Origin of the sequence: Amycolatopsis sp. MtRt-6 (assembly GCF_017308975.1) — a bacterium.
GTDB lineage: Bacteria > Actinomycetota > Actinomycetes > Mycobacteriales > Pseudonocardiaceae > Amycolatopsis.
This window is the reverse complement of record NZ_JADWPD010000007.1, coordinates 20,262-46,278: the sequence shown is the minus strand read 5'-3', so window position 1 is coordinate 46,278 and position 26,017 is coordinate 20,262. Positions and strand designations below refer to the sequence as shown.

Below are 26,017 nucleotides of genomic sequence, written 5' to 3'. Positions count from 1 at the left end.
ACTGCCCCGTTATCGATCAACACCCGGCGACGCCGCGGATTCCCGCCTTGACGAGGAGCGTGTGCAGGGTCACGGACAGTGCCGCGAGCTCCCGCACCACCTCGTCGGCGCGTGCCTTCGCCTCCGGGTCACGGTGCCGGTACACCGGCGTCACGATCTGCTCCAGCAACCCGACCTCGCGGTCGGCCGCGGCGCGGAAGGCACGCAGGTGTCTCGGTTCGATCCCGAATTCGGTCATCGCCTTCACCGTCCGCGCGACCAGCACCGCGTCCGGATCGAAGAACCCGGCGGGACCGGGCCGGACCAGGCCGTACTGCTGCAGCTCGGCCAGCACGGGCGCGTCGATGCCGGCCTGCTCCAGGAGTTCCTCCCGGGTCAGGCGCAGCTCCTTGCCCGCGGTGAAGTCGTCCGCCACGGGCAGGCCGACGTTCTCCGCCGTCACGTCGATGGGCACCAGCCGGCGCGGCGGGCGGGGCAGGGCCGCGGTGGGCCCGGCACCCGAGTCCGCCGCGTCCAGCTGCTCCTTGATGACCTTCAACGGGAGGTAGTGGTCCCGCTGGGCGGCCAGGACGAACCGCAGTCGCTCCACGTCCGCCGCGGCGAACTGCCGGTACCCCGACGGCGTCCGGCCCGGGGTGACCAGGCCTTCCGCTTCGAGGAACCGGATCTTGGAGATGGTGACATCGGGGAAGTCCCCGCGCAGCTGCGCGAGGACCGCCCCGATGCTCAGTCCGTGGTTCTGTGGCCGTCCGGCCGCCGTCACTGCGCCCCCTGGCCCCCGTGCCCCGGGCCGGTCAGGAAGACCAGGCGGAACTTCCCGATCTGCACCTCGTCGCCGCCGGCGAGCACCGCCTGGTCGACCGGCTCGCGGTTGACGTAGGTGCCGTTGAGGCTGCCGACGTCGATGACGACGAACTCGCCGCCCTCACGCCGGAACTCGGCGTGCCGGCGGGAGACGGTGACGTCGTCGAGGAAGATGTCGCTGTCCGGGTGCCGCCCGGCGCTGGTGGTGTCGCGGTCGAGCAGGAACCGCGAACCCGCGTTCGGCCCGCGCTTCACGACCAGCAGCGCCGAACCCGGCGGCAGGGCGTCGACACCCTGGACCGGGGCTTCCGGGGCGGGCTCGCGACCTTCGGCTTCGGCCAGGAAGTCGGCCCGGAAGACAGAGGTCCGCTCCGGAGACTGCTCCGGGGGAACGCCGCCGGGCCCGTCGTTCGTGCTCACCTGAGCTCTCCTCCACACATGCTGTGTTGCCAGTACTCAAGAACGTGTAGCTGCCAACGTACCGTGCCTGATCGATTCTCCGAGCCCCGGCTCCCCGAACCGGCGGAGCGGGCTTCAGCCCTTGGTCAGGGCGTCGTACGCCTCGGCTTCGAGCAGGGCTTCCAGGCCCGCCGGGTCGTCGAGCCGGATCTCGATCAGCCAGCCCTCGCCGTAGGGATCGCTGTTGATCAGTTCGGGCGAGTCGGCGACGGCGTCGTTGACCGCGACGACCTCGCCGTCGACCGGCGCGAACAGCTCGGAGACGCTCTTGGTCGACTCGACCTCGCCGAAGACGTCGCCCGCGCTCACCTGCCTGCCGACGTCGGGCAGGTCGACGAAGACGACGTCGCCGAGCTGGTCCTGCGCGTACTCGGTGATGCCGACGCGCACGAGGGTGTCCTCGCCGCGGGTGGCGACCCACTCGTGTTCCTCGGTGTAGCGAAGCTCTTCAGGAGCGGACACCGCCGGTCCCCTTTCATGCCCTCACTGGAAGTGTTGGGCGAAGTCTTACACCCACACGGCGCAGCCGCCCGCCACGACCCGGCGAAAGCTCACTGGGTGGTACCGCGCAGCGCGTTGCGCGCCTGGACGACGTAGAGGACACCGGACCAGACGTAGAGGACGGCACCCCAGATCGTGAAGGCGTACCCGATCGGCCGCGCGACCGCGGCGACGTCGGAGCCCCCCTGCGCGAGCAGCAGGAACGGGAAGGCGTACATCAGGACGAAGGTGGCCCCCTTCCCGATGTAGGTGACCTCGGGCGGCGCGAACCCCCGGCGGCGCAGGGTGACGACGCAGACGCCGAGCACGGCTTCCCGCAGGACCAGCGGGACGACGACCCACCACGGGATGATGTCGCGGACGAGGAAGGCAATGAGGGTGGCGAGGATGTAGAGCCGGTCGGCGGCGGGGTCGAGCAGCTGCCCGAGCCGGGACATCTGGTTGAGCCAGCGCGCGAGCTTGCCGTCGAGCCAGTCGGTCAGGGCGCTGAAGACGAGCAGGGCGAGCGCCCAGCCGTCTTCTCGCGGGCCGAGCAGCAGCCAGAGGAAGACGGGCACCCCGGCCAGCCGCAGCAGGGAGAGGATGTTGGGGACGTTCAGGGCTTGCCGCAGCAGCGAGGGCTCGGCGGCGGGCCCAGCCTGAGCGGCGGGTTCGGGGGCGGCTGTGCTCACGGGGCCATTAAACAGCGGGGCGCCGGTGGGGCGCCCGGTGGTGCGGCGCGGTTCGGGTTGCCGAGCGTGCGCCGGCCGGGAACCGGGACGCGGGGTGCAGGGGCTGCGCCACCCGAGCGTCGAAGCGCAGGTCGCGGCCGGCGCCGAACCTGCGGCACTCCGGCCCCAGGCCATCCGGCGGCAGCTCGCCACCAAACCCGCCACCAGGCCATGCACACCACCAGGCGATTCTCGCCCCAGGCCCTCCCCCGCAGGCCGATCGGGAAAGCCGGGCCACCCCCATGACCCGGCCTCACCTTCAGCTCGCGCGGCGGTGGCTCCACCCACGGCGCTGCAGCTCCGCGCTGCTCAGCGACTCGGGACGGCCTCGGTAGTCAGTGCCCATCCACCGCGCCCGGCCGGCGCTTCCCTCGAGGACGTACGGGCGGCCGCAGCACCAGACCACGGTGCTCGGGACGGTCGGCGGACTGGACGGTTCTTCGGTGCTCACAGCGTCGGCGTTCATCGCTCTCACGGATTCGGGACGGTTGTCGGGGACGGGAAGCTCGTCAGCCTCCACCAAGATCTTCGGCGCACGCGGCCGGATTGTTAACGGTCACGGCCGGAATTAGACCGATCGATTCTTGATGACAGCGGGAGGTTTCGGAGCGTGAACGGAATGTTAATCGTCCATTGTGGACATAATTCCGGCGGCCACCGGACCGGGCCGCCGGGGCACTGTTGTAATCTCCGGCACACCCGTGGCTCCACGGGGACCGACCCGGGGAGGAAGGATCGCGGTGCCCCACCCGACCACCACGAGGACGTGGCTCGTGGCCTGCCTCGCCCTGCCCCTGCTCGCGGCCTGCTCCGGCGATCCGGCCGCGCAGGCTCCCCCGGCCCCGCCGTCCGGCACCACCCCGGCGTCCGCGACGACGCCGACCGGCACCCCGCCGCCTCCGCCCGGCGGCACCGGCAGCGAGTCCGCGCCCGCCCCGGCGACGCGGCCGTCCGGTCCACCGCCGTCGGTGCCCGGGGCGTGCGGTCCCGTCACCGCCGCCAGCGGGCTGACGCTCTACGTCTTCGACAGCGGCGCCGCCGGTGTCAGCTGCGTCGCGGCGACGAAGCTGGTCGGCGACTTCCACCGCAAGATCGCCGGGCGCCAGGGCGCCGGCTCGAACGACGCGGTGAACGAGACCGTCGACGGCTGGCTGTGCACCTCCGGGCCACCCGCCGCGCAGGGCGGCACCACCTGCACCAAGGGCGAGCAGACGGTCTTCGCCGCCGTCGTGCCGTCCGAATGAGTCCGATCCGATCCCGAGGGGCCTTGAAGACACTCGCCTACCCCCTGCTGCTCGTCGCCACGGCCGCCGCGCTGGCCGGCTGCGGCAGCGAGCCGGCGCCCGCCGCGCCGTCGTCCGAGCCGCCGGTCCCGGCCGCGGCCGCGGCGGCCGGGTCGACGGCGCCCGGCGTGCCGTGCGGCGACGTCACCGGCACGGGCGGCGCGAAGACGGCCGTCGTCGCGCACGGCAAGGTCGACTGCCCCGCGGCGACGAAGCTCCTGAAGGACTACTTCGCGAAGCTGACCCCGGCCGAGGCGAACGACGCCGACGGCCCGGGCCCGGTCGTCGTCGACGAGTGGACGTGCGGCAGCGGCCCGAACGACCCGGTGACGGCGTGCTCCACCGAGGACGGCCGCCAGGTCGAGGGCACCCGCACCTGATCGACCCGGCCCCCAGCGCCCCAATGTGGCCTTCGGTGCGTCCAACGCACCCAATGTGGCCTTCGGTGCGTCCAACGCACCCAATGTGGCCTTCGGTGCGTTGAGCGCAACCAAGGCCACATTGGGGCGCTTGAGCCGGGCCCGTCAGGACTTGAGGTCGGGGAAGTCCTCCTCGCGGTACTCGGTCCCCGCGCCCCGGGCCGGGTCGCTCTCGCGGCCGCGCAGCTCGACGCGGCGGATCTTGCCCGAGATCGTCTTCGGCAGCTCCGCGAACTCCAGCCGCCGGATCCGCTTGTACGGCGCCAGGTGCTCGCGGCAGTACGCCAGGATCGACCGCGCGGTCTCCGCGTCCGGCGAGAAGCCCGCCGCCAGCACGACGTACGCCTTGGGCACCGCGAGCCGGATCGGGTCGGGGGCCGGGACGACCGCCGCCTCGGCCACCGCCTCGTGCTCGATGAGGACGCTCTCCAGTTCGAACGGCGAGATCCGGTAGTCCGACGCCTTGAACACGTCGTCGGTGCGCCCGACGTAGGTGATGTAGCCGCGTTCGTCGATCGAGCCGACGTCACCCGTGTGGTAGAAGCCGCCGGCGAACGCCGCCGACGTGCGCTCGTCGTCGTCCGCGTACCCCGTCATCAGGCCCACCGGCCGGTGGGCGAGGTCCAGGCAGATCTCGCCCTCCGCCGCCCGCTCGCCGCTGACCGGGTCGACCAGCGCGACCACGAAGCCGGGCAGCGGGCGGCCCATCGAGCCGGGCACGACGTCCTGGCCCGGCGTGTTCGCGATCTGCACGCTGCTCTCGGTCTGGCCGAAGCCGTCGCGGATGGTGACGCCCCAGGCCTTCTCGACCTGGTCGATCACCTCGGGGTTCAACGGCTCGCCGGCACCCACCACCTTCCGCGGCGGATGGCGCAGGGCCGTCAGGTCGGCCTGGATGAGCATCCGCCACACCGTCGGCGGCGCGCAGAAGCTCGTGACCCCGCACCGGTCCATCTGCGCCATCAGCGCGCCCGCGTCGAACCGGCTGTAGTTGTAGAGGAACACCGTCGCCTCGGCGTTCCACGGCGCGAAGAAGTTGCTCCACGCGTGCTTCGCCCAGCCGGGCGAGGAGATGTTCAGGTGGACGTCCCCCGGCTGCAGCCCGATCCAGTACATCGTGGACAGGTGGCCCACCGGGTACGAGACGTGCGTGTGCTGCACCAGCTTCGGCTTCGCCGTCGTGCCGGAGGTGAAGTACAGCAGCAGCGGGTCGGCGGCCCGCGTCGGGCCGTCCGGGGTGAACTCCGGCGACTCGGCGAACGCGGCCGAGTACGCGTGCCAGCCCTCGACCGGCTCCCCCACCGCGATCCGGGTGTAGTCCCCCTCGACGCCGTCGAACTTCGGCGCGTCCACCGAGCGGACGACGACGTGCTTGGCGGCGCCGCGCTCCACGCGGTCGGTCAGGTCGGCCGGGCCGAGCAGCGTCGACGCCGGGATGATCACCGCGCCGAGCTTGATCGCGGCGAGGATGGTCTCCCACAGCTCGCCCTGGTTGCCCAGCATGAGGATCAGCCGGTCGCCGCGCCGGACGCCGAGCGTGCGCAGCCAGTTCGCGACCTGGTTGGACCGGCCGGACATCTCCGGGTAGGTCCAGCGGTTCTCGCGGTCGTCCTCCTCGACGATCCACAGCGCGTACCGCTCGGCGTTGTCCGGGTCGTGCGCCACGACGTCGAACCAGTCGATCGCCCAGTTGAACTCGTCGAACTCCGGCCAGGCGAAGTCGCGGTAGGCCGTGTCGTAGTCCTCGCGGTGGGTCTGCAGGTAGTCCCGCGCGACGCGGAACGCGTGGTGGACGTGCACGCTGCCTCCTATTCGCCCTTGAACTCCGGCGGGCGGCGCTCCATGAAGGCCTGGACCGCTTCGCCGAGGTCCTTGCTGGGCAGGAACGCCGAGTTCCAGGCGGCGACGTACCGGAGGCCGTCGGCGACCTGGCGCTCGGTGTTCGCCGCCAGTACCTGCTTCGTACCCTGCACCACCAGCGGCGGGTTCGCAGCGATCTCGCCGGCGAGCTCGCGCGCGGCCTTCAGCAGCGCTTCCTGGTTCTCGTGGACGTCGTTGACCAGGCCGATCTTCTCGGCGCGGGCGGCGTCGATGTCCTTGCCGGTGAGGGCGAGCTCCCGCAGGTGCCCCTCGCCGACGATGGAGGCGAGCCGCTGCAGGCTGCCGAGGTCGGCGACGATGGCGACGCGCACCTCGCGGACGCTGAACTTGGCGTCGGCGCTGGCCAGCCGGACGTCGGCGGCCGCGACGACGTCGACCCCGCCGCCGATGCACCAGCCCGAAACGGCCGCGACGACCGGTTTGCGGCATTCCGCGATCGAGCTGACCGCCGCCTGCAGCGACCGGATCTGGTCGAGGAACGCCGTCCGCGGGCCGGCCAGGCTGTCACCGCCCAGCATCGGCGCCCAGTCGCCCATCATCGCCGGCAGGTCGAGGCCGTAGGAGAAGTGCTTGCCGCTGCCGGTCAATACCACGGCCCTGACCTGCGGGTCGGCGTCCAGCGCGCGGAACACCAGCGGCAGCTCGCGCCAGAAGTCCGGGCCCATCGCGTTGCCCTTGGACGGGCCGAGGAGCGTCACTTCGGCCACATGGCCGTCGACGTCGACCTTCAGGGAGACGAGGTCGGGCAGACTGTCAGCAGTAGCGGTCATAGGGTCATCTTGACCCATGCCCGCGGCGACCCGCCATTGGCACCTTGTCAATTGCCCCCCTGTGTCACTGTGCCAACCTGGTCGGGGGATGCTTTCCTGAAAGAACCGACGCCGACACGGGGAGGACGGTGGGACATGAGCCCGGCCAGCGCGACCGCGATCGAGCCCGAACCGGCGTCCGCACCGTCCCGGCGGGCCTCCCGCCCGATCGAGCTGACCGGTTCCTTCGACCACGAAGGCCACCGGCTCTGGTACACCGAGTTCGGCAGCGGCGACCAGGTCGTCGTGCTCACCCACGGCATCATGCTCACCCGCCGGATGCACGCCCCGCTGGCCCGCAGGCTGGCCGACGCCGGCTTCCGCGTGATCACCCTCGACCTGCTCGGCCACGGCGACTCCGACCGGCCGACCGAGTCGTGGCTGTACTCGATGCCGTCGTTCGCCGAGCAGACCCTGGCCCTGCTGGACCACCTCGACGTCGGCTCGGCGGTCATCGGGGGGACGTCACTGGGCGCGAACGTCTCGCTCGAGGTGGCCGTGCAGGCGCCGGCGCGGGTACGCGGGCTGATCGTCGAGATGCCGGTGCTGGACAACGCGATCGTCGCGGGCCTGGTCACGTTCGCCCCGCTGCTGATGGCGGCCCGCTTCCTGCCGTTCACGGTGCAGGCGGTGGCGCTGGCGGCGTCGGTGGTCCCGCACGGGAACCAGTGGGTCGACGTCGTGACGGACACGCTCTCCCAGCGCCCGGCCCCGATGGCGGCGCTGCTGCACGGGGTGCTGTTCGGCCGCATCGCGCCGCCGAAGTCGGTGCGCCGCAAGATCACGACCCGGGCACTGGTGATCGGCCACCAGAACGACCCGATCCACCCCTTCGGCGACGCGGACACCCTGGCCGTCGACATGCCGGAGGCGGAGTTCGTCCAGGCCCGCAGCCCGGTCGAGCTGCGGTTCGACCCGACCCGGCTGTCGGACGCGATCCGCGATTTCGCCGCGAGCTGCTACCGGGACTGAGATGCCCCTGGTGTGGGTGACCGGCAACGCGGGAGCCGGCAAGTCGAGCGTCTGCGCACTGCTCAAGGAGCGGGGCGAACTGGCGGTCGACGCGGACAACGAGGGCTACCACCACTGGGTGGACCGGACGACCGGCCAGGTGGTCACCGATCCCCCGGATCCGGTGCCGGCGGGCTGGCTCGACCGCTACGGCTGGAAGATCAGCCGGCCGAAGGTCGAGGCCCTGGCGGCTCGGGCGTCCGGGGGGATCGCGTTCTTCTGCGGCTGCCCCGAGAACCACGAAGACGTGCGGGATCTCTTCGACCTCGTGGTCTGCCTGGTGATCGACGAAGACACGCTCCGCCACCGGCTCCTGACCCGCACCACGAACAGCTTCGGCAAGCACCCGGAGGAGCTGGCCGCGGCGCTCGCCGACAACGCCTACCGCCACCCCGGCGCCACGATCGTCGACGCCACCCGCCCGTTGCCCGAAGTCGCCGACGCGATCCTCACCGCCGCCGGCCGTGCTTGAGCGGGCATCACGCGTGCCTGGAGGGGCATCAAGCGTGATTGAGGGGGCATCAGGGTGATGCCCCCTCAATCACGTGTGATGCCCGCCGGATCACGCGTGTGTCCTCTTACGACACGGGGGCCAGGCCGGCCACCGGGCCGATCACGATCACCGCGGGCGGGCGGACTCCCGAGGCCGCCGCGTCCGTGACCACCGTGTCCAAAGTGGACCGGAGGGTGCGCTGGGTGCGCATCGTGCCGTCCTCGACGATGGCGACCGGGGTGTCGGCCGGGCGGCCGCCGTCCAGGAGGGCCTTCGCGAACTGCGGGAGCCGCTCCACGCCCATCATCAGCACGATCGTGCCGCGCATCCGGGCCAGCAGCTCCCAGTCCACCAGCGACCGGTCGTCGCCCGGCGCCACGTGGCCGGAGACCACCACCACCTCGTGGGCCACGCCGCGGTGGGTCACCGGGACGTCCGCCACCGCCGGGACCGCGAACGCGCTGGTGATACCGGGGACCATCGTCACCGGGACGCCCGCCTCGGCGCAGGCCAGCACCTCCTCGAACCCGCGGCCGAACAGGTACGGGTCGCCGCCCTTGAGCCGGACGACGAACTTGCCCTCCTTGGCGCGCTCGACCAGCGTGCGGTTGATGACGTCCTGGCTGGCCGCGCGGCCGTAGGGGATCTTCGCCGCGTCGACGATCTCCACCTCCGGCGCGAGCTCGTCGAGCAGCTCGCGGGGCGCCAGCCGGTCCACCACGACGACGTCCGCGCGCGACAGCAGCCGGCGGCCGCGGACCGTGATCAGCTCCGGGTCGCCCGGGCCGCCGCCGACCAGCGCCACACCGGGCAGGCTGCCCTCGGGGTGCGGCCGGCGGCCGTCCTCGATCGTGCCGTTGTGCAGGCCGTCGAGCATCGAGTCGCGGACCGACGCCGAGCGCAGCGGCTCGCCGCCGGACAGCACGCCGAACAGCAGCCCGCCGTGCCGTCCGGACGCCGGAGTCACCGCGCTGCCCGACTCACCCTCGTCGGCGCGGACGCAGAACACCCGCTCCCGCTCGGCCTCGGCGCACACCGCCGCGTTCACCTCGGGGTCGTTCGTGCAGGCCAGCGCGTACCAAGCGTTGCGGAGGTCGCCTTCCTGATACCGCCGCTCGTGCCAGACGAGCTCGCCCGCGTCCACCATGCCCTGCACCGAAGGCGTCGTGTGCGGTGACACCAGTTCGACGCGGGCCCCCGCGCCGATGAGCCGGGGCAGCCGTCGTTGAGCCACCGTGCCGCCGCCGATCATCACGACGCGGCGGCCGGCGAGCTGGAGGCCGGAGAGGTAGTGCGGGTCGTCCATGGCCGGGAGTTTATTGGCGGTTCACCCGTGCGCCAGCCCGGCGTGGGTCACGCCACCCGGAAGACCGGCCCGCGCGCCACGAACGGCAGCCGGGCGCCCCGCGGCACCAGGTACGCGTGCTCCCGGCGCGGCCGGACATGGTCGCACTGCGCGTCGGTGATGATCAGGATCGGCCCGTCGGCCGGGAAGTCGGCCGCGCGCTCCAGCAGGTCGACGCCGGGCTGCAGGATCGTCCCGCCGCGCCCCCGCACCTTGACCCGGCCCGCGATGTCCTCGACCGCCAGGTAGCCGGCGTCGTAGGCGACGGCGTCGCAGAACACCACGCGCGCCGCCGGGACGTCCCGGGCCAGCGCGTACGACGCGATCGCGCCCAGCGCCTTGCCGAGCAGCTCGGCGTTCATCGACCCGGAAGTGTCCAGCACGACGCCGAAGGTGACGCGCCGGTCGAGGCCTTCCGGGCGGACGCGGCCCGGACGCGGGATGTCCGGCGTCGCCGACTGGCGGCGCGACGCCCGCGCGTAGCTGCGCACCGGCAGCTCGACCCGGACGTGCTCGTCGAACCAGCGCGCGAGCCGGGCGTCCCACGGCAGCGGCGGGTGGTCCAGAGCCCGGATCTCCTGCTCCAGCCCGGCCGGCAGCAGCCCGCGGCCCTGGGCGTGGTGGTACTCGAGGCCCTGGGTCATCGCCCGGCGGTAGAACTCGTCGAGGTCGACGCCGTGGGCACGGTCACCCCACGGCATCGGCCGCGCGCTCCGCTTCGACGACCGGCGCCGCACCGCGTCCGGTTCGGACAGCCAGTCGCCCAGCACGTCCCCGGCTTCGCGCGAGCCCAGGGTCACCAGCTTGCGGGCCCGGCGGAGGTCGGTGGTCAGCGTGTCGTACACCGACTCCGCGGACATCCCGGTCAGCTGCTGGTCGTGCAGGACGCCGTGGGGCAGCTCGCCGACGCCCATGGCGACCAGCCAGCCGTTGATCACGTAGTCGCAGGCGACGTTCCACAGGTACGGGTCGCGGCCGAGCGCGCGGCGGTCGTGCCGCAGCGCCGCGTGCAGCATTTCGTGGGCCAGCACGAACCGCCACTCCTCGGCGGTCAGGTCGGCGGCCGGGTTGACGTAGATCTCGCCGTGCTCGGCGTCGACCGCGGCCAGGGCGATGTCCCACGAGCGGACGACGTCGGCGTCGACGACCAGGGTGAACCCGGCGGCGACCGCGCCGAGCAGCGGGAACGAGGAGACGAACCAGGACAGCGCGCGGTCCCACTCCCCCAGCGCGCGCCGGTGCCGGGTCTGGCCGCGCGCGTCGGCGGCGCGTTCCATCGCCTCGGTGGCCGAGGCGATCAGCCCGCGCGCGAACCGCTCGGTCCAGGGGTCCGGCTTCCCGTGGTACTGCAGCTGCCAGCGCGACAGCGGCTCCGCGAGCGCCAGGCACGGCCGGCCGGTGCCCAGGTCGGCGAACGGCGCCGGAACGCCCGTCTCCCGCCAGGCGCGGGTCAGGGCGAACTCGTCGGTGCCGGGGAGTTCGGGCAGGTCCAGCACCGGCGTCCCGACGTGGACGGCCTCGGCGAACCGGTGCACGGCCACGCAGCACGCGGCGGCGTACACCGGGTCGACCTCGCGCGCCGGCGTGACCGCTTCCGCCTCGGTCAGCCGGTCTTCGTCGAGGTGGCCGAGGCCCAGGTGCAGCAGCAGGTGCGCGAACACCCAGGCCCACTCGCCCGGTTCGGCGTCGCGGCCGCGGTTCGGCGTGACCACCCCGCGGTCGGTGACCACGGCCCAGCCGTCGGCGCTTTCCTGGCTCAGGCTCGCGCCGCGGGCGAGGTGGTCGAGGACGGTGTGCGCGCGGACCTGGGCCCAGCCGTCGGCGATCGCCTTGTTCCGGCGCTCGCGGCGCTTGGCTTCGACGCGGGCGTTGCTCATGCCCGCGCCGCCACCAGCCGCGGCAGATCGCGGGCGGCCTCGACCAGGAACCACGACGGCAGCCGCGGGTTGCCTGCTTCGTCGTCGGCGATGACGAGCTGCGCCATCTCCAGGGAGATCTCGGCCAGCTCGACCAGCAGGCTCTTCGCGCGGAAGGCGAACTGGCGTACGGCCGCCGACGCGTGCCGCTTGTCCGCGGGCAGGTCCTTGACCAGCCGCGCGCGGAACGTCTCGGCGAGGAAGTAGAGCAGGTCGCGGTCGCCGGGCTCGGCGGGCCAGCGCGCGTCGCCCTTGAGGATCGCCTCCAGGCCGAAGGCGTGCCGGGCCACCTTGAGGTACGCGCGGAACGCGCCCGCGTGGGCCGGGGTGAGCGTGGCGTACGCCAGCAGCGCGATCGTCTCGTCTTCGGCCGGGTCGCCGGCGGAGTGGAGCAGGTCGGAGAGCATGTGCCAGGACCGCGGCGTCGAGAACGGCTCCTCGGTCTTCGGCGGCGGGCTCCACAGGTGGTCCGGGCGCTGGGTGAGGTACTCGATCACCCACGGGTGGATGCCGTGGCCGGCGGCCCAGGCGAGCCAGTCGCCCGGCGCGGCGCGCAGGTGGACGTGCACCAGGCGGTTCACCAGGGCCGAGGCCATCGGCCGGGCGAGTGCCTGGTCGGTGGCGCGGTTGCCGGCGCCGATGACGACCGAGCCCGCCGGCAGCTCGTAGGAGCCGATGCGGCGGTCGAGAATGAGCGAGTAGAACGCCTTCTGGACGTCGGGCGCGGCGGCGTTCAGCTCGTCGAGGAACAGGCAGTACGGCTCGTCGCGCGCGATCTGCTCCGGCGGGCAGAACCGGCTGCGGCCGTCGACGATCTGCGGGACGCCGATCAGGTCTTCGGGAGCGAGCTGGGTACCCAGCAGTGAAACGCAGTCGAGCCCCAGCGACGCCGCGAAATCGCGTACCAGCGAGGACTTCCCGATCCCGGGCGCGCCCCAGAGGAACACCGGCCGCACGACGGCGGTGGTGAGCAGGACCTCGGGCAGCCGGGCGGGCGTGACCGTGAGCTGGGCGTGCAAGCGTGGACCTCCTGGTTCAGGACATCCCTTGCGACGCCCCCGTTCGGACGCCCATGGTCGCGCACCGCCCGGCGGGTGCGCACCCGAATTTCAGCTCGCGCGCCCCGAAGACGGGTACGGCAGCAGTGCCATTTCACGGGCGTTCTTGATCGCCGTGGCGACCTGTTTCTGTTGCTGCGGCGTCAATCCCGTGACGCGGCGGGCGCGGATCTTGCCGCGGTCGGAGATGAACTTCCGCAGCAGGTCGACGTCCTTCCAGTCGACGCGCTCGATCTTGTTGGCGCGCAGCAGGTTCACCTTGCGCTTGCCGGGGCGGTCGCGGTGCGGCTTCGGCATGCGGCTCACCAGCTCGACTTCGAGACGCCGGGCAGCTCGCCGTTGTGCGCGGCCTGCCGCATCTTCACCCGCGACAACCCGAACTTCCGCAGGTATCCGCGCGGACGGCCGTCGGCGACGTCCCGGTTGCGGATCCGCGTCGGGCTCGCGTCGCGCGGCAGCTTCTGCAGCGCGACGACCGCGTTGGCCTTCTCCTCCGGCGACGACGCGGGCGAGGCGACGACGGCCTTGAGCGCACGACGGCGTTCGGCGAAGCGGGCGGCGACCACCTTCCGCTGCTCGTTCTTCGCGATCTTCGACTTCTTCGCCATCAGCGCTCTTCCTTGAACTCGACGTGCTTGCGCGCCACGGGGTCGTACTTGCGCAGGACCATCCGGTCCGGGTTGTTGCGGCGGTTCTTCTTGGTCACGTACGTGTATCCGGTGCCCGCGGTGGACCGCAGCTTGATGATCGGCCGGATGTCGGTGCTCTTCGCCATGACAGCTTCACTCCCTTCGCCTTCGGCACGGCTCGCGGCCGGTGACCTGGCACACGGCGGACACGGACCCTCCCGAGTTGGTAGTGGTTTTCGTTTTCATCTACGCTACGCACCGTACCCCGCCCGCGTTCCTGGAGCCGCAGTGACCCCCAAGCAGACCCGTCACCCCCAAGTCCCGCTCGTCCTCGTGAGCGGCCTCGCCGCGGGCCCGAACGCCGAGCTGGCGGAGCTGCTGCGCACCGCCGGGCCGGGCACCGCCGTCGTCCACCACGACCTGCGCGAGATCCACTCCGGCGTCGTCCGCCGCCGCCTGCGGCTCGGCGAGCGCGACGAGCTGACCGTGCTGGAGCTGGCCCACGGCTGCGTGTCGTGCACCCTGCGGGAGGATCTGCTCCCGCTGCTGCGGCGGCTGGCCCGGCTCCCGGAGGTGACCCGGATCGTCGTCCGGCTCGACGAGGCCATGGAGCCGGAGCCGGTGAGCTGGGCGATCCGCAACGTCCTGGTCGGCGACCACCCGGTCGCCGACGACGTCGACCTGCGGGCGGTGCTCACCGTCGTCGAGTGCGCGACCTGGCTCGCCGACGCGACGGGCGACGAAGTGCTGGCCGAGCGGAACCTGCAGGGCAGCCCCGAGGACGAGCGGACCGTGGCCCAGGTCGCGCTGTCCCAGGTGGAGTTCGCCGACGTCCTGGTCCTGGCCGGCGCGGCCACCGACGCGTGGCAAGCCGCGAAGGCGTCCGCGGTGCTCGACCGGGTGGCCCCGTCGATCCCGCGGGTCGAGCTGGCCCGGATCGACGGCCACAGCGTGCTCGACGCGGTCCCGGCGAACGCCCGCCGCGGCGAGGTCACCGACATGCACGGCGCCCTGCTGCGCGGCGAACCGCCCCTGCACGACGACTGCGGCATCGCCCTGCTCACCTTCACCGCGCGCCGCCCGTTCCACCCCTCGCGCCTGCACGACGCGCTGGACGTGCTCCTCGACGGCGTCGTCCGCACCCGCGGGCGCGCGTGGGTGGCCAGCCAGCCCGACGTCGCGTTCTGGATCGAGTCGGCGGGCGGCGGCCTGGGCCTCGGCCACGCCGGGCCGTGGCTCGCGTCCCCGAACGGTCCGCAGTGGACGGACGTCTCCCCCGAGCGCCGCACGCTGGCGTCCCTGCGCTGGGACCCGGTGCACGGCGACCGCGCGCAGGAACTGGTGGTCGTCACCGACCAGGCCACCCCCGACGAGGTCGAGGCCGCCCTGCGCGGCGCGCTGCTGACCGACGAAGAGCTGGCGGCCGGCCCCGAGGCGTGGGCGCGCTACCCCGACCCGTTCGGGGACTGGCACGAGGAACCGTGCGAGGACACCGAAACCGACCCGGCGCGGCACGACGCGACCGCGGCGAACCGAAAGGATGACCAGTGAAACCCGGGATCCACCCCGACTACCACCCGGTGGTGTTCAAGGACTCGTCGACCGGCGACGCATTCCTCACCCGCTCCACCATCACCTCCGAGCGGACCATCGAATGGTCCGACGGCAACACCTACCCGCTCGTCATGGTCGACATCAGCTCGTGGTCGCACCCGTTCTGGACCGGCACCCAGCGGATCATGGACAGCGCCGGCCAGGTCGAGAAGTTCCACCGCCGCTACGGGAAGCGAGGCGCCCGCTGATGGCCGTCCCCAAGCGCAAGATGTCGCGCAGCAACACGCGGTCCCGGCGGGCGCAGTGGAAGGCCGCCGTGCCCGACCTGGTGCCGATCAAGGTCGACGGCAAGGTGCAGCTGGTCCCGCGCCGGCTCATGAAGCACTTCCACCAGCAGTGAGCGTTCCCGTCACGGTGTTGTCCGGCTTCCTCGGCGCGGGCAAGACGACGCTGCTCAACCACATCCTCGCCAACCGGGCGGGCCTGCGGGTCGCGGTGATCGTCAACGACATGAGCGAGGTCAACATCGACGCGGCGCTGGTGCGCTCGCAGGAGCGCCTCGTCGAGCTGACCAACGGGTGCATCTGCTGCACCCTGCGGGAGGACCTGCTCGAAGAGGTCGCGGCGCTGTGCGCGGACGACCGCTTCGACCACGTGCTCATCGAGTCGAGCGGCATCTCCGAGCCGATGCCGGTGGCGGCGACGTTCACCTTCCTCGAGCAGGTCGCCCACCTCGACACGATGGTGACGGTGGTGGACGCGGCGAACTTCGCCCGCGAGCTGGCAGCCGGCGACTCCCTCGTGGAGCGCCGGCTCGACCAGTACTCCGGCGACGAGCGGACGGTCAGCGACCTGCTGATGGACCAGGTCGAGTTCGCCGACGTCCTGCTGCTGAACAAGACGGACCTCGCCCCTGACGTCGATCGGCTCGTGGCGACGCTGCGTCGGCTCAACCCGGCGGCCGACGTCGTCACGGGCAGCTTCGGGAAGGTGCCGCTGGAGCGCGTGTTCGGGACCGGCCGCTACGACCCGGTCAAGGCTCAGGAGGCCCCGGGCTGGGTGGCCGAGCTGAACGGCGACCACGTCCCGGAGCCCGAGGAGTACGGCATCTCCAGCGTGGTGTTCCGCGCGTCCCGGGCGTTCGACCCGGCGGCCCTGTGGGACTTCGTCACCCGGCGGCTGGACTCGGGCGAGTTCGGGACCGTGCTGCGGTCGAAGGGGTTCTTCGCGCTGGCGTCCCGCCCCGGGGTGACGGGTCTGTGGTCCCAGGCGGGCGCGGTGGCCCGGTTCGAACCGCAGGGCGTGGCGGCCGAGCCGCGGCAGGAGCTGGTGTTCATCGGCGTCGACCTGGCCGGGGACGCGCTGCTGGCGGCCCTGCGGGACTGCCTCGGGGAGCCGACCGGGCCGGACCCGTTCCCGGAGTGGGGCCCTGTCCACGTCCACTGAATCGGCGGCATGGATGGCCGGAGAGGGCGATTTCCGACAATCCGGACGCGGGCCGGGGCAACCGGACGTCGGGCGGCGAAGTTCGCTCGACCGGCAGAAGATCCGTAGGGCCGGATGGACCGAACGCCCTGATGAGGCGACTCGCGGCTGGTTGCCCACAAGTGGGCTGCGGTGTGGATGACCGTTGCCCGGCGAGCGTTTTTCGCCGGGTTTCGTCGGCCCGCCTCGGTACGCTGAAGCGGGGCGGATCCCCCGGGAGGGTGGGTCCTGCGGCTGGGCCGGCCTGCGGCGGGGCGGCCCGTGGCGAGCCATTGGCAGCTGGTGGCGACCGCGGGCCGCACCCTCGACGCCGGCGAGCTGACGGCGGACCTGGTGAGCCTGGAGGTGTGGTCGACCTTCGTCGCCCTGACCTTTTCCCACGGTTACCGCGATCACCGCCTGCTGCGGGACCGCTTCCGGCCGGACATCCGGTGGCGCGGGTGGGACGACGCGGGAACCCAGTACCGCGGCAGCGCCGGCGGTGGGTCCGGGTCGCACGGCCTGCTTGTGGAGCGGCGCACGTTCGAACCCGGCCCGCCGACGGAGGCACGGACGCTCACTTTGGCCGCAGAATCCGACGGCGGCCAGGCCACGGTCGTGATCCCACTCGGCTGACGCTGACGCGTCAGTGGTCGTCGTAGTGGTCCTCGTGGACCGCGTGGCGGTGGCCGTCGTGCAGGTAGTCGACGTGGTCGCCGTGCGGGACCGCCACGTGGCCGCAGCCGTCTCCGTGGGTGTGGTCGTGGCCCGTGTGCGGGACGTGGCCCGCGATTTCGCACTCGTCGAAGTGACCGTCGTGGGCTCGGTGCAGGTGAGCCTCGTGCACGTAGTCCACGTGGTCGCCGTGCGGGATCGCCGCGTGGCCGCAGCCCTCCCGGTGGACGTGGTCGTGGCCGGCGTGCTCGACGTGCGGGATGGTCATCGGCGTTTCCCTTCCAGGGTGTGTCCACTTCGGACGGTAACACCGGAGACAGGGCGAAACCTCCCGGCTCACCCGATAGCGGCGCCGACGTCCGAGTTGATCAACCCAGGTTTATCAGTCTAGGTTGACGATCGTGACCGGCGAAGAGCTCCTCCAAGCCAGCACGGACCTGCGCGTCGCGCTCGGCCGGCTGGTCCGGCGGCTGCGCCAGGGCTACGTCGCCGGCGAACCGACCCTGCCCGAACGCTCGGTCCTGTCCCGGCTCGACCGCGACGGCCCGGCCACCCCCGGCTCCCTCGCCGACCTCGAACGCGTCAAGCCGCAGGCCATGGGCGTCACCCTCGCCCGGCTGGTCGAACGCGGGCTCGTCGAGCGCCGCAAGGACGACTCCGACGGCCGCAAGGTGCTCATGTCGGTCACCGAAGCCGGCGTCAAGCTGCTCACCGACCGGCGCTCGCGGACGGGCCGGCAGATGGCGGCCGTCCTCGCCGAAAAGTTCACCGAGGCCGAGCAACGCGCGCTGATCGCCGCCATCCCGCTGATCGAGCGGCTGGCGGACGAGCTGTGAGCTACAAGTGGGTCGCACTGTCGAACACCACGCTCGGCGTGCTGATGTCCGCGCTCGACGGCTCGATCGTCATCATCTCGCTGCCCGCCATCTTCCGCGGCATCGGCCTCGATCCCCTGGCCCCGGGCAACATCGGCTACCTGCTCTGGATGATCCTCGGCTACCTGCTGGTCCAGGCCGTGCTGGTGGTGACGCTGGGCCGCCTGGGCGACATGTTCGGCCGCGTCAAGATGTACAACCTCGGCTTCGTCGTGTTCAGCGCCGCGTCGGTGGCGCTGTCGTTCGACCCCTTCCACGCCGCCGGCGGCGCGCTCTGGCTGATCGGCTGGCGGGTCGTGCAGGCCGTCGGCGGGTCGATGCTGACGGCGAACTCCGCGGCCATCCTCACCGACGCCTTCCCCGCCGAGCAGCGCGGGATGGCGCTGGGCGTCAACCAGATCACCGCGCTGGCCGGGCAGTTCCTCGGCCTGGTCGTCGGCGGCCTGCTCGCCGAGATCGACTGGCGCGCGGTGTTCTGGGTGAGCGTCCCGTTCGGCCTGCTCGGCACGATCTGGTCGATCCGCAGCCTCCGCGAGGCCGGGACACCGCAGCGCGCGAAGGTCGACTGGGGCGGCAACGTCACCTTCGCGGCCGGGACGGCGGTGCTCCTCGCCGCGATCACCTACGGCATCCAGCCTTACGGTGGCTCGGCGACCGGCTGGGGCAACCCTTGGGTGCTCGGCGGGATCGGCGCCGGGGTCCTGCTGCTCCTGCTGTTCGGTGTCATCGAGAGCCGCGTCGCCGCGCCGATGTTCCAGCTGAAGCTGTTCAGGATCCGCGCGTTCGCCGCGGGCAACATCGCCGCCTTGCTGACTTCGGTCGCGCGTGGTGGCATGCAGTTCATGCTCATCATCTGGCTGCAGGGGATCTGGCTGCCCCTGCACGGCTACGACTACGAGCAGACACCGCTCTGGGCGGGCATCCACCTGCTGCCGCTGACCGTCGGGTTCCTGATCGCCGGGCCGGTGTCCGGGTACCTGTCCGACCGGTTCGGCGCCCGGCCGCTGGCCACCGGCGGCCTGCTCCTGGTCGCCGCGGCGTTCCTCGGTCTCCTGGCGCTGCCGGTGGACTTCCCGTACCCGGCGTTCGCGGCCCTGCTCGTCGCGAGCGGCGTCGGCCAGGGCATGTTCGCCGCGCCCAACACGTCGGCGATCATGAGCAGCGTCCCGACCGAACAGCGCGGGGTCGCCTCCGGCATGCGGGCGACGTTCCAGAATTCGGGGACGTCGTTGTCGATCGGGGTGTTCTTCTCGCTGATGGTCGCCGGGCTGGCTTCGTCGCTGCCGCAGACGCTCACGAGCGGCCTGCAGGCCCACGGCGTCCCGGCGCCCGTCGCCGACGGCGTCGCGCAGCTGCCGCCGGTCAGCACGCTGTTCGCGGCGTTCCTCGGCAGCAACCCGGTCGGGCACCTGCTCGGCCCGGACGTCCTTTCCGGACTGACGCCCGCCGGCCGGGCGACCCTGACCGGCGGCGATTTCTTCCCGCAGCTGGTTTCCGGCCCGTTCCACCACGGCCTGGTGGTCGTGTTCACCGCGGCCGCCGCGATGGCCGTCGTCGCCGCGCTCGCTTCCGCGTTCCGCGGCGCGAAGTACGTCCACATCCCCGAGACAGTCAAGGAGAACCGATGACCGACGAGATCATCGCCGGAACCGTCACCATCACCGGCCACGACGGGGACGAACTGGAGGCCTACCTGGCCAAGCCGACCGACGCGACCCCGCGCGGCGGTGTCGTGGTGATCCACCACATGCCCGGCTACGACGCCGCGACGAAGGAGATGGTGCGCCGCTTCGCCGTCGAGGGCTACAACGCGCTCTGCCCGAACCTGTACACGCGCGAAGCACCGGGCGCGGATCCGGACGACGCGGCCGCGACGGTCCGCGCGGCGGGCGGCGTCCCCGACGACCGCCTGGTCGGCGACGTCTCCGGCGCGGCCGACTACCTGCGCGCGCTGGAAAACGCGAACGGCCGCATCGGCGTCATCGGGCACTGCTCGGGCGGCCGCCAGGCGTTCCTCGTCGGTTGTTCGCTGGACATCGACGCGGCGGTGGACTGCTACGGCGCCTTCGTCGTCAACGACCCGCCGGAGGCCATGAAGCAGATGAAGCCGCTGCTCGGCCTGGCACCGCAGCTGTCCTGCCCGCTGCTGGGCATCTTCGGCGCCGACGACCAGTTCCCGGGACCGGACGAGGTGGCCGTGCTGGCGGCGGAGCTGGAGAAGCACGGCAAGGAGCACGAGTTCCACACCTACGCCGGCGCGGGCCACGCGTTCTTCGCCGTCGACCGCCCGAGCTACCGCCCCGAAGCCGCCAAGGACGGCTGGGAACGCATCCTCGACTTCTACGCCCGCACGCTCACCACCTGAGAGGACTCGCCATGTGCACATACCTGACGGAGAAGTTCGCGCTCGAAGGCAGCGGCAAGGGCGCCCGCGGCTGGTTCCGGTTGACCGAGGGAACCGTGTACGTCGACCACCCGGTCCACGCGCCGTACGCGCACACGGTGAACATCGACTTCCGGAACCCGGCCCTGGGCGCTTCGGCGCGCGTGGCCCTCGAACTGACCGAAGAGGACGCGCTCGCCCTGGCGGACGCGATCCACGCGGCGGTCAGGTCCGCGCCCGCGGGGCTGGCCTCCCGCGACCAGTGAGGTTCAGGGCGTGTAGAGCGCGCCCAGGAACTCGAGCAGCAGCCGCTCCCGCAACGGCGCCGGTGCCGTTGCGAGGAGCGCGTTGATCGGCGCCATCCGCTCCGGCAACCCCGCACCGCCCCCGAGGCCGGCCGCCGCCAGCAAGCCGGCGAACTGCTCCGACGTCAGCGTCGCCGGGTCGAGCGCCGCGACGAACTCCGCCACGGCCGGGTCGACGACCACCGGACCGGCCACGCGGGCCGCGTCCACCGACGCGGCCAGGTCGGCCAGGAACTCCTTCTCGCTGCCGTGGTTGGCCGCCGTCACCGTCAGGTGGAGGTTCACCGGAGACGACTCGAAGGCGAACTGCGGCTGGACGTACCAGCCGCGCACCTTCATTTCGTCGGCCACCGTGAACAGGTCGAAACCGTCGTCCCCGGTGAACGCGACCAGCGTCGACACCGGGTCACCGAGCACCCGCAGGCCCGGCACCTCCGCGATACCCGAGCGGATCCGGGAAACCGCTTCCCGCGTGGCCGCCGCCAACGACAGGTAGCCGTCGGCGCCGAGGTGGTTCACCACCGCCCACGCCGCGGCGAGCGGGCCGCCGGAGCGGGTGCTCTGGATCGTCGTGTTCAGCATCGTGTAGCCCGGCCAGGCCGCGCTCGCGAAGTAGTGCGGGCGCCGCAGCTCCGCCGAAGCGTGCAGCAGCACCGACGTCCCCTTCGGGCAGTACGCGTACTTGTGCAGGTCCACCGAAATGCTGGTGACGCCGGGGACGCGGAAGTCGAACGGCGGGACGTCCGCGCCGAGGCGGGCGAGGTACGGCAGCACCCAGCCGCCGATGCAGGCGTCGACGTGCATCCGGACCCCGCGCTCGTCGGCGGCCGCCGCGATCGAAGCGATCGGGTCGAGCACGCCGTGGGCGTAGGACGGCGCACTCGCCACGACCAGCACCGTCGAGTCGTCGATCGCCGCGGCCATCGCCGCCGGGTCGGCGCGGAACGTCACCGGGTCGACCGGGACGTCGACGCGCCGCAGCCCGAACAGGTGCGCGGCCTTGTGGAACGCCGCGTGCGCGGTCGTCGGGAGCACGATCGACGGGGACGCCACCGAGGGATGCGCGTCCCGGGCGGCGAGCACCGCCAGCAGACACGACTCCGTGCCACCGGAAGTCACCGAACCCACCACGCCCGGGACGTCGCCGAGCAGCGAAACCGCCGCGGAGACGAGGTCGTTCTCCATGCGCAGCAGGCTCGGGAACGCCGTCGGGTCCAGGCCGTTGGCCGACGACGCCAGCGCGTGCGCCGCCGCGCCCAGGGAGTCCACTTCGGACAGCCCGCTGTCGTAGACGTAGGCCAGCGTCCGGCCGCCGTGCGTCGGCAGGTCGCCCGCGCGCAGCTCCCGCAGCGCCGCGAGGACGTCCTCGGGCGGGGTCACGGGCGCGGCTCCAGCACCTTGCGCCGCAGCAGCGGCAGGGCCAGCGCGATGAGCATGCCGGGGATGATCGACGAGCCGACGAGGATCGCCACGATGGCGCTGTGCGGCTGGAACGCCGTGGCGTCCGTGCTGGACACGTACCCGCCGAACGCCAGGATCAGCGCCCACAGCCCGCCGCCGAAGGCCAGGCCGAGGGTCTCCCCCGCGGTCCACACCCCCGCCGCGATCCCGGCGCGCGTCTCGCCGGTGCGTTCCTCCTCGGCCGTGATCAGGTCGGGCAGGATCGCCAGCGGGAACACCGAGATCCCGGCGTAGCCGACGCCGCAGAGCGCCACGAAGACGAACGAGACGACCAGCGGGATCGACTGGGCGAAGACCAGGCCGAGCAGGCCGATCGCGAAGGCGGCGGTGGCCAGGCGGAAGCCGTTGAGCTTGCCCACCCGGTCGCCCAGCCGCGGCCACAGCGGCATGGTGACCAGCGCCGGGCCGACGAAGATGACGAACAGGATCGTGCCGTAGCCTTCGCTGCCGAGGATGCGCTGGGCGAAGAACGGGATCGCGGCGAGCACCGTGCCGATGCCCAGCGCCTGGATGAAGTACGTGCCGAGGAGCCAGCGGAACGGCCGCCACGCGGCGAGCGTGCGCACGAGTTCCTTGAGGCTCACCGTGTTCGGCCGCAGCGAGCCGACCGGCGCGTCCTTGAGCCCGAAGTAGACCAGCAGCGTCGCGGCCAGCACGATCAGCCCGATGACGACGGCCATGATCCGGTACCCGGCGACCCCGCCGATCCCGGCGGTGATCGCGGGCGCGCCACCGCCGCAGACCAGGATCGTCACGGCGAGCACGCCGATGCGGACACTGGTGAGTTTCGTCCGCTCGGTCGCCGACTCGGTCAGCTCGGCCGGCAGCGCGTTGAACGGCACCTGGAACAGCGCGTATGCCGTGGCGCAGGCGGCGAACATGATGGCCACGTACAGCGCGTCCGGCAGTGGGTCGCCGAAGCCGGGGTGGGCGAACATCGCCGCGAACAGGATCGCCACGCCGATGCCGCCGATCAGCAGGAACCGCCGCCGGCTGCCGGTCCTGAGCAGGTCGGCGTCGGACAGCCGGCCGGCGACCGGGTTGAACAGCACGTCCCAGGCCTTGGGCACGAACACGATCGCCGCGGCCCAGCCCGCGGGCACGGCCATCGTGTCGGTCAGGTACTTCACCAGCACCAGGCCCGGGACCGTGCCGAAGGACCCGGTGACGAACGAGCCGAGCGAATAGCGGAACCTCGTCCGGCCGGACAGCGTCGTCATGGTCCTCCTCGCAGGCTTACCGGGTGCCCGCACGAGTATTCGATCTCGGCGGGCACCCGGTGGGGATCGAGGGGAATCGTGCCATCGTCGTGACCTGGGGCACGGAGCGGCCCGCCGGTCAGCCGAGGGCGCGGGCGATCTTCTCCAGCGTCGCGGCGTCCCCGCGCAGCAGCAGCTGGGTGACCACGGTGTCCTCCCAGGCCTTGAGCTCTTCGCGGATCTTCTCCGGCGGCCCGATCAGCGAGGTGTCCTCCACCAGCGACGTCGGGATCGCCGCGGCCGCCTCCGCCTTGCGGCCGGCGAGGAAGAGCTCCTGGACCTCGTCGGCGACGTCGCCGTAGCCGAGCCGCGCGTACACGTCGTGGTGGAAGTTGACGCTCTTGGCGCCCATCCCGCCGATGTACAACGCCAGCGACGGCTTGATCCAGCTCGCCGCCTCCTCGACGTCGTCGTGCACGATGACCGGCAGCGAGCACGGCACCTCGAACGTCTCGAAGGTGTGCCGCGCGCCCGGCCGCGAGAAGCCTTCTTCGAGCGCAGCCTTGTAGAAGTCGTTGCTCTTGGGCGAGAAGAACAGCGGCAGCCAGCCGTCGGCGATCTCCGCCGCGAGGGCGACGTTCTTGGGACCTTCGGCCGCCAGGTGGATCGGGATGTCCGTGCGCAGCGGGTGCACCGTGGACTTCAGCGGCTTGCCGAGCCCGGCGCCGCCCTGGTAGGGCAGCTGGAAGTGTTCGCCGTCGAGGGTCACCGGCGCCTCACGGGCGATCACCTGCCGGACGATGTCGATGTACTCGCGCGTCCGGGCCAGGGGCTTCGGGTAGGGCTGGCCGTACCAGCCCTCGACGACCTGCGGACCGGACGCGCCGAGCCCGAGCACCATCCGGCCGCCGGAGAGGTGGTCGAGGGTCAGCGCGCTCATCGCCGTCGCCGTCGGCGTCCGGGCGGCCATCTGGACGATGTTCGTGCCGAGCCGGATCCGGCTGGTGGAAGCGCCGTACCAGGCCAGCGGCGTGAAGGCGTCCGAGCCGTACGCCTCCGCCGTCCACACCGAGTCGAAGCCGAGCTCCTCGGCCTTGAGGACGGCTTCGAGCGCACCCGGGGTCGGGCCGCTCTGCCAATACCCGACATGGAATCCCAGCTTCACGAATGCCTCCTAGACGTTCGGCGCGTAGTGCTCGGGCTTGCCCCGCTCGGACAGCGGCGGCAGGTTCCTGGGTGGAGTCTCGACCAACGGCGCGTCCGCGGCCACCTCCCCGCGCTCGCGGCGCCAGCCGGCGCGGGCTCGCGGGTGGTAGCGGCGGTCGTGCGGGACGAGCTTGAAGGCGGCGTTGACGAACTTCCCGAACCGCCGGTGCCGCCGCGCGTCGCGCTCGGTCCAGCGGAAGCCGAGCAGGTCGCGGACCTCGCGGTCGTAGAGGCCGATCGTCAGCCACACGAAGTTGCGCGCGATCACCCGCTGGACCGGCCGCCACAGCGGGTCCGGGAGCCAGGGCAGGAACGGCGGCTTGCCGAGCCCGCGGATGTCGAGGACGTCCCGGGTGGCCTTGTTGTCTTCGAGGACCTCGGCGCACATGTGCTTCCAGTAGCGCTGGAAGTCCTCCCAGCTCTCCGGCACCGGCCGCATCGTCATGTCGTACATCCGCCACCACTGGACGTGCTCGTCGAACAGCCGCCGCTTTTCGGCCTCGCCGATGCCGCCCATGAAGTGGTCGGCGATGAGGATCGTGCTGACGAAGAAGGTCGCGTGCGCCCAGTAGTAGGTGCCGGGGTCGAGCGCGTGGTAGCGGCGGCCCTGCGCGTCGACGCCCTTGATGCGGTCGTGGTAACCGCGGACTTCCAGCGCGGTCCGGTGGGCGCGCGGGCCGTCGTAGACCACCCCGCCGATCGGGTAGAGCGAGCGGAACAGCCGTTGCCAGCGCTCTTCGAAGAACCGCGAGTGCTGCTCGACGCCGGCGCCGAGGCCGGGGTGCATGTTCTGCATCGACCCGGCCCACAGGCCGATGAGCAGGCCGCGCCAGTCGCCGAAGTACTTCCACGTCAGCGAGTCGGGCCCCAGCGGCTCGGGTTCCATCGCGTACTCCTCGTCGAGTCCGGAACTGACTACGGCTGTTGTCAGGCTAGGATCTGACAACAGTTGTAGTCAACCGAGGAGCTGTGATGCCGGGCCGGACCTGGGCGGGCACGACGCTGGACGACCGGAAGGCGCTCCGGCGGGAGCAACTGGTGGCCGCGGGCCTGGAGCTGCTGGGCACCGAGGGCTCGGCCGGGACGAGCGTCCGCGCGGTGTGCCGGCACGCGAAGCTGACCGAGCGCTACTTCTACGAGAGCTTCGCCGACCGCGAAGAGCTCGTCGCGGCCGTGTACGAGCACGTCGGAGAGCAGGCGCGGCAGGCGCTCGTCGACGCCGTGCGGGACGCGCCCACTCCGGTGCTGCGGGCGGAGCACGCCGTGCGTGCGTTCGTCGAGCTGATCGTCGACGACCCCCGCAAGGGCCGGGTCCTGCTGCTCGCGCCGCTCACCGACCCGGCGCTGACCCGCCGGGGCCTGCACCTGCTGCCGGTGTTCGCCGCGCTCGTCGGCGAGCAGCTGTCCCACGGCGACGAGCTCGAACGCCGGCTGGCCGCCGTCGGGCTGGTCGGCGCGCTGAGCAACGTCTTCATCGCCTACCTCGACGGGTCGCTGCCGGTGTCGCGCGAACGGCTCGTCGCGCACTGCGTCAAGCTCGTCCTCGGCGCCGACAGCCACTGACCCCACCTCCTCAC

32 protein-coding genes are annotated in these 26,017 nt (G+C 72.1%); 14 read left to right on the top strand and 18 right to left on the bottom strand.

Translation table 11 applies throughout. The features are described 5' to 3' along the window. Positions 1-16: 16 nt before the first annotated feature. From I4Q55_RS14315 to I4Q55_RS49150, 5 genes are all read right to left on the bottom strand, one after another. A complete protein-coding gene (locus I4Q55_RS14315) occupies positions 17-763 on the bottom strand; it encodes a MerR family transcriptional regulator (RefSeq protein WP_206788187.1) in 747 nt (248 codons plus the stop codon). Beyond that, positions 760-1,224 (bottom strand): glycogen accumulation regulator GarA, encoded by a 465-nt coding sequence (garA, locus tag I4Q55_RS14310; RefSeq protein ID WP_004559567.1) that lies wholly within the window; start codon positions 1,222-1,224, stop codon positions 760-762. The genes I4Q55_RS14315 and garA overlap by 4 nt, the downstream gene beginning before the upstream one ends. Before the next feature lie 114 nt (positions 1,225-1,338). Continuing rightward, positions 1,339-1,725, bottom strand: coding sequence for a glycine cleavage system protein GcvH (gene gcvH, locus I4Q55_RS14305; protein WP_013226819.1), 387 nt, complete (start codon positions 1,723-1,725; stop codon positions 1,339-1,341). 89 nt (positions 1,726-1,814) lie between these two features. Further along, positions 1,815-2,435 (bottom strand): CDP-alcohol phosphatidyltransferase family protein, encoded by a 621-nt coding sequence (locus I4Q55_RS14300; RefSeq protein ID WP_206788186.1) that lies wholly within the window; start codon positions 2,433-2,435, stop codon positions 1,815-1,817. 298 nt (positions 2,436-2,733) lie between these two features. Further along, positions 2,734-2,940, bottom strand: coding sequence for a hypothetical protein (locus I4Q55_RS49150; RefSeq protein ID WP_242545985.1), 207 nt, complete (start codon positions 2,938-2,940; stop codon positions 2,734-2,736). A 274-nt stretch (positions 2,941-3,214) separates the two neighbouring features. Here I4Q55_RS49150 and I4Q55_RS14295 point away from each other — a divergent pair, with 274 nt between their 5' ends. Both I4Q55_RS14295 and I4Q55_RS14290 read left to right on the top strand, forming a co-directional pair. Then, positions 3,215-3,718, top strand: coding sequence for a hypothetical protein (locus I4Q55_RS14295; RefSeq protein WP_206788183.1), 504 nt, complete (start codon positions 3,215-3,217; stop codon positions 3,716-3,718). A gap of 23 nt (positions 3,719-3,741) precedes the next feature. Further along, complete coding sequence (locus tag I4Q55_RS14290) at positions 3,742-4,137, top strand: hypothetical protein (RefSeq protein ID WP_206788181.1); 396 nt, start codon at positions 3,742-3,744, stop codon at positions 4,135-4,137. A 144-nt stretch (positions 4,138-4,281) separates the two neighbouring features. On the opposite strand, the gene I4Q55_RS14285 is transcribed toward I4Q55_RS14290, so the two are convergent. Next, a complete protein-coding gene (locus I4Q55_RS14285) occupies positions 4,282-5,976 on the bottom strand; it encodes an AMP-binding protein (RefSeq protein ID WP_206788179.1) in 1,695 nt (564 codons plus the stop codon). Between the two features lie 8 nt (positions 5,977-5,984). Next, complete coding sequence (locus I4Q55_RS14280) at positions 5,985-6,827, bottom strand: crotonase/enoyl-CoA hydratase family protein (protein WP_206788177.1); 843 nt, start codon at positions 6,825-6,827, stop codon at positions 5,985-5,987. Between the two features lie 135 nt (positions 6,828-6,962). Here I4Q55_RS14280 and I4Q55_RS14275 point away from each other — a divergent pair, with 135 nt between their 5' ends. Together I4Q55_RS14275 and I4Q55_RS14270 are read left to right on the top strand one after the other, a co-directional pair. Continuing rightward, the gene (locus I4Q55_RS14275) at positions 6,963-7,838 is read left to right on the top strand and encodes an alpha/beta fold hydrolase (protein ID WP_206788175.1); all 876 of its coding nucleotides are present in this window, start codon (positions 6,963-6,965) and stop codon (positions 7,836-7,838) included. Between the two features lies 1 nt (position 7,839). Continuing rightward, positions 7,840-8,349 (top strand): AAA family ATPase, encoded by a 510-nt coding sequence (locus tag I4Q55_RS14270; RefSeq protein ID WP_206788174.1) that lies wholly within the window; start codon positions 7,840-7,842, stop codon positions 8,347-8,349. A gap of 106 nt (positions 8,350-8,455) precedes the next feature. Here I4Q55_RS14270 and cobA read toward each other — a convergent pair whose 3' ends face one another. The 6 genes from cobA to rpmG all read right to left on the bottom strand — a co-directional run bounded on the left by cobA (position 8,456) and on the right by rpmG (position 13,464). Continuing rightward, positions 8,456-9,676: a uroporphyrinogen-III C-methyltransferase gene (cobA, locus tag I4Q55_RS14265; protein WP_206788173.1), complete on the bottom strand. Its 1,221-nt coding sequence runs from the start codon at positions 9,674-9,676 to the stop codon at positions 8,456-8,458. Between the two features lie 47 nt (positions 9,677-9,723). After that, positions 9,724-11,592: a hypothetical protein gene (locus tag I4Q55_RS14260; RefSeq protein WP_206788172.1), complete on the bottom strand. Its 1,869-nt coding sequence runs from the start codon at positions 11,590-11,592 to the stop codon at positions 9,724-9,726. Further along, positions 11,589-12,650 (bottom strand): ATP-binding protein, encoded by a 1,062-nt coding sequence (locus I4Q55_RS14255; protein WP_206788171.1) that lies wholly within the window; start codon positions 12,648-12,650, stop codon positions 11,589-11,591. Before I4Q55_RS14255 ends, I4Q55_RS14260 begins: the two co-directional genes overlap by 4 nt. Before the next feature lie 90 nt (positions 12,651-12,740). Then, positions 12,741-12,995 (bottom strand): 30S ribosomal protein S18, encoded by a 255-nt coding sequence (gene rpsR, locus I4Q55_RS14250; RefSeq protein ID WP_206788170.1) that lies wholly within the window; start codon positions 12,993-12,995, stop codon positions 12,741-12,743. Beyond that, positions 12,992-13,297, bottom strand: a complete 306-nt coding sequence (gene rpsN, locus I4Q55_RS14245) for a 30S ribosomal protein S14 (RefSeq protein WP_206788169.1) — start codon at positions 13,295-13,297, stop codon at positions 12,992-12,994. Before rpsN ends, rpsR begins: the two co-directional genes overlap by 4 nt. Then, positions 13,297-13,464 carry a 50S ribosomal protein L33 gene (gene rpmG, locus I4Q55_RS14240; RefSeq protein WP_116205050.1) on the bottom strand — a complete coding sequence of 56 codons (168 nt, stop codon included), beginning with the start codon at positions 13,462-13,464 and terminating at the stop codon, positions 13,297-13,299. The genes rpsN and rpmG overlap by 1 nt, the downstream gene beginning before the upstream one ends. 142 nt (positions 13,465-13,606) lie before the next feature. Between rpmG and mrf the strand changes: the two genes are divergently transcribed. The 5 genes from mrf to I4Q55_RS14215 all read left to right on the top strand — a co-directional run bounded on the left by mrf (position 13,607) and on the right by I4Q55_RS14215 (position 16,972). Continuing rightward, positions 13,607-14,869 carry a ribosome hibernation factor-recruiting GTPase MRF gene (gene mrf / locus I4Q55_RS14235; protein ID WP_206788166.1) on the top strand — a complete coding sequence of 421 codons (1,263 nt, stop codon included), beginning with the start codon at positions 13,607-13,609 and terminating at the stop codon, positions 14,867-14,869. Then, positions 14,866-15,120 (top strand): type B 50S ribosomal protein L31, encoded by a 255-nt coding sequence (locus I4Q55_RS14230; protein ID WP_206788165.1) that lies wholly within the window; start codon positions 14,866-14,868, stop codon positions 15,118-15,120. Before mrf ends, I4Q55_RS14230 begins: the two co-directional genes overlap by 4 nt. Continuing rightward, entirely contained in the window at positions 15,120-15,272 is a 153-nt protein-coding gene (gene rpmF, locus I4Q55_RS14225) for a 50S ribosomal protein L32 (protein ID WP_206788163.1), read from the top strand. The genes I4Q55_RS14230 and rpmF overlap by 1 nt, the downstream gene beginning before the upstream one ends. After that, positions 15,269-16,318, top strand: a complete 1,050-nt coding sequence (locus I4Q55_RS14220; protein ID WP_206788162.1) for a GTP-binding protein — start codon at positions 15,269-15,271, stop codon at positions 16,316-16,318. Before rpmF ends, I4Q55_RS14220 begins: the two co-directional genes overlap by 4 nt. 300 nt (positions 16,319-16,618) lie before the next feature. Continuing rightward, on the top strand, positions 16,619-16,972 hold the full coding sequence (locus I4Q55_RS14215) for a hypothetical protein (RefSeq protein ID WP_206788161.1): 354 nt from the start codon (positions 16,619-16,621) through the stop codon (positions 16,970-16,972). 10 nt (positions 16,973-16,982) lie between these two features. On the opposite strand, the gene I4Q55_RS14210 is transcribed toward I4Q55_RS14215, so the two are convergent. Next, entirely contained in the window at positions 16,983-17,279 is a 297-nt protein-coding gene (locus I4Q55_RS14210) for a hypothetical protein (RefSeq protein ID WP_206788160.1), read from the bottom strand. Between the two features lie 133 nt (positions 17,280-17,412). Here I4Q55_RS14210 and I4Q55_RS14205 point away from each other — a divergent pair, with 133 nt between their 5' ends. From I4Q55_RS14205 to I4Q55_RS14190, 4 genes are read left to right on the top strand one after another with little or no spacing between them, the layout of a single operon-like run. Further along, complete coding sequence (locus tag I4Q55_RS14205) at positions 17,413-17,847, top strand: MarR family transcriptional regulator (protein WP_307793203.1); 435 nt, start codon at positions 17,413-17,415, stop codon at positions 17,845-17,847. Beyond that, positions 17,844-19,514 (top strand): MFS transporter, encoded by a 1,671-nt coding sequence (locus I4Q55_RS14200; protein WP_206788158.1) that lies wholly within the window; start codon positions 17,844-17,846, stop codon positions 19,512-19,514. Before I4Q55_RS14205 ends, I4Q55_RS14200 begins: the two co-directional genes overlap by 4 nt. Beyond that, the gene (locus I4Q55_RS14195) at positions 19,511-20,251 is read left to right on the top strand and encodes a dienelactone hydrolase family protein (protein ID WP_206788156.1); all 741 of its coding nucleotides are present in this window, start codon (positions 19,511-19,513) and stop codon (positions 20,249-20,251) included. The genes I4Q55_RS14200 and I4Q55_RS14195 overlap by 4 nt, the downstream gene beginning before the upstream one ends. Positions 20,252-20,262: 11 nt before the next feature. Further along, complete coding sequence (locus I4Q55_RS14190) at positions 20,263-20,535, top strand: DUF6295 family protein (RefSeq protein WP_206788154.1); 273 nt, start codon at positions 20,263-20,265, stop codon at positions 20,533-20,535. Between the two features lie 3 nt (positions 20,536-20,538). Here the strand turns inward: I4Q55_RS14190 and I4Q55_RS14185 are convergent, their stop codons facing one another. The 4 genes from I4Q55_RS14185 to I4Q55_RS14170 form a co-directional block, all read right to left on the bottom strand. Next, positions 20,539-21,954, bottom strand: a complete 1,416-nt coding sequence (locus I4Q55_RS14185) for an aminotransferase class V-fold PLP-dependent enzyme (RefSeq protein WP_206788153.1) — start codon at positions 21,952-21,954, stop codon at positions 20,539-20,541. Then, a complete protein-coding gene (locus I4Q55_RS14180; RefSeq protein WP_206788152.1) occupies positions 21,951-23,255 on the bottom strand; it encodes an MFS transporter in 1,305 nt (434 codons plus the stop codon). The genes I4Q55_RS14185 and I4Q55_RS14180 overlap by 4 nt, the downstream gene beginning before the upstream one ends. A 118-nt stretch (positions 23,256-23,373) precedes the next feature. Then, on the bottom strand, positions 23,374-24,399 hold the full coding sequence (locus I4Q55_RS14175; RefSeq protein WP_206788151.1) for an LLM class F420-dependent oxidoreductase: 1,026 nt from the start codon (positions 24,397-24,399) through the stop codon (positions 23,374-23,376). Positions 24,400-24,408: 9 nt separating this feature from the next. Continuing rightward, positions 24,409-25,326 carry an oxygenase MpaB family protein gene (locus I4Q55_RS14170; protein WP_206788150.1) on the bottom strand — a complete coding sequence of 306 codons (918 nt, stop codon included), beginning with the start codon at positions 25,324-25,326 and terminating at the stop codon, positions 24,409-24,411. 86 nt (positions 25,327-25,412) lie between these two features. Here I4Q55_RS14170 and I4Q55_RS14165 point away from each other — a divergent pair, with 86 nt between their 5' ends. Then, positions 25,413-26,003, top strand: coding sequence for a TetR/AcrR family transcriptional regulator (locus I4Q55_RS14165; RefSeq protein ID WP_206788149.1), 591 nt, complete (start codon positions 25,413-25,415; stop codon positions 26,001-26,003). The last annotated feature ends 14 nt before the right edge of the window (positions 26,004-26,017 follow it).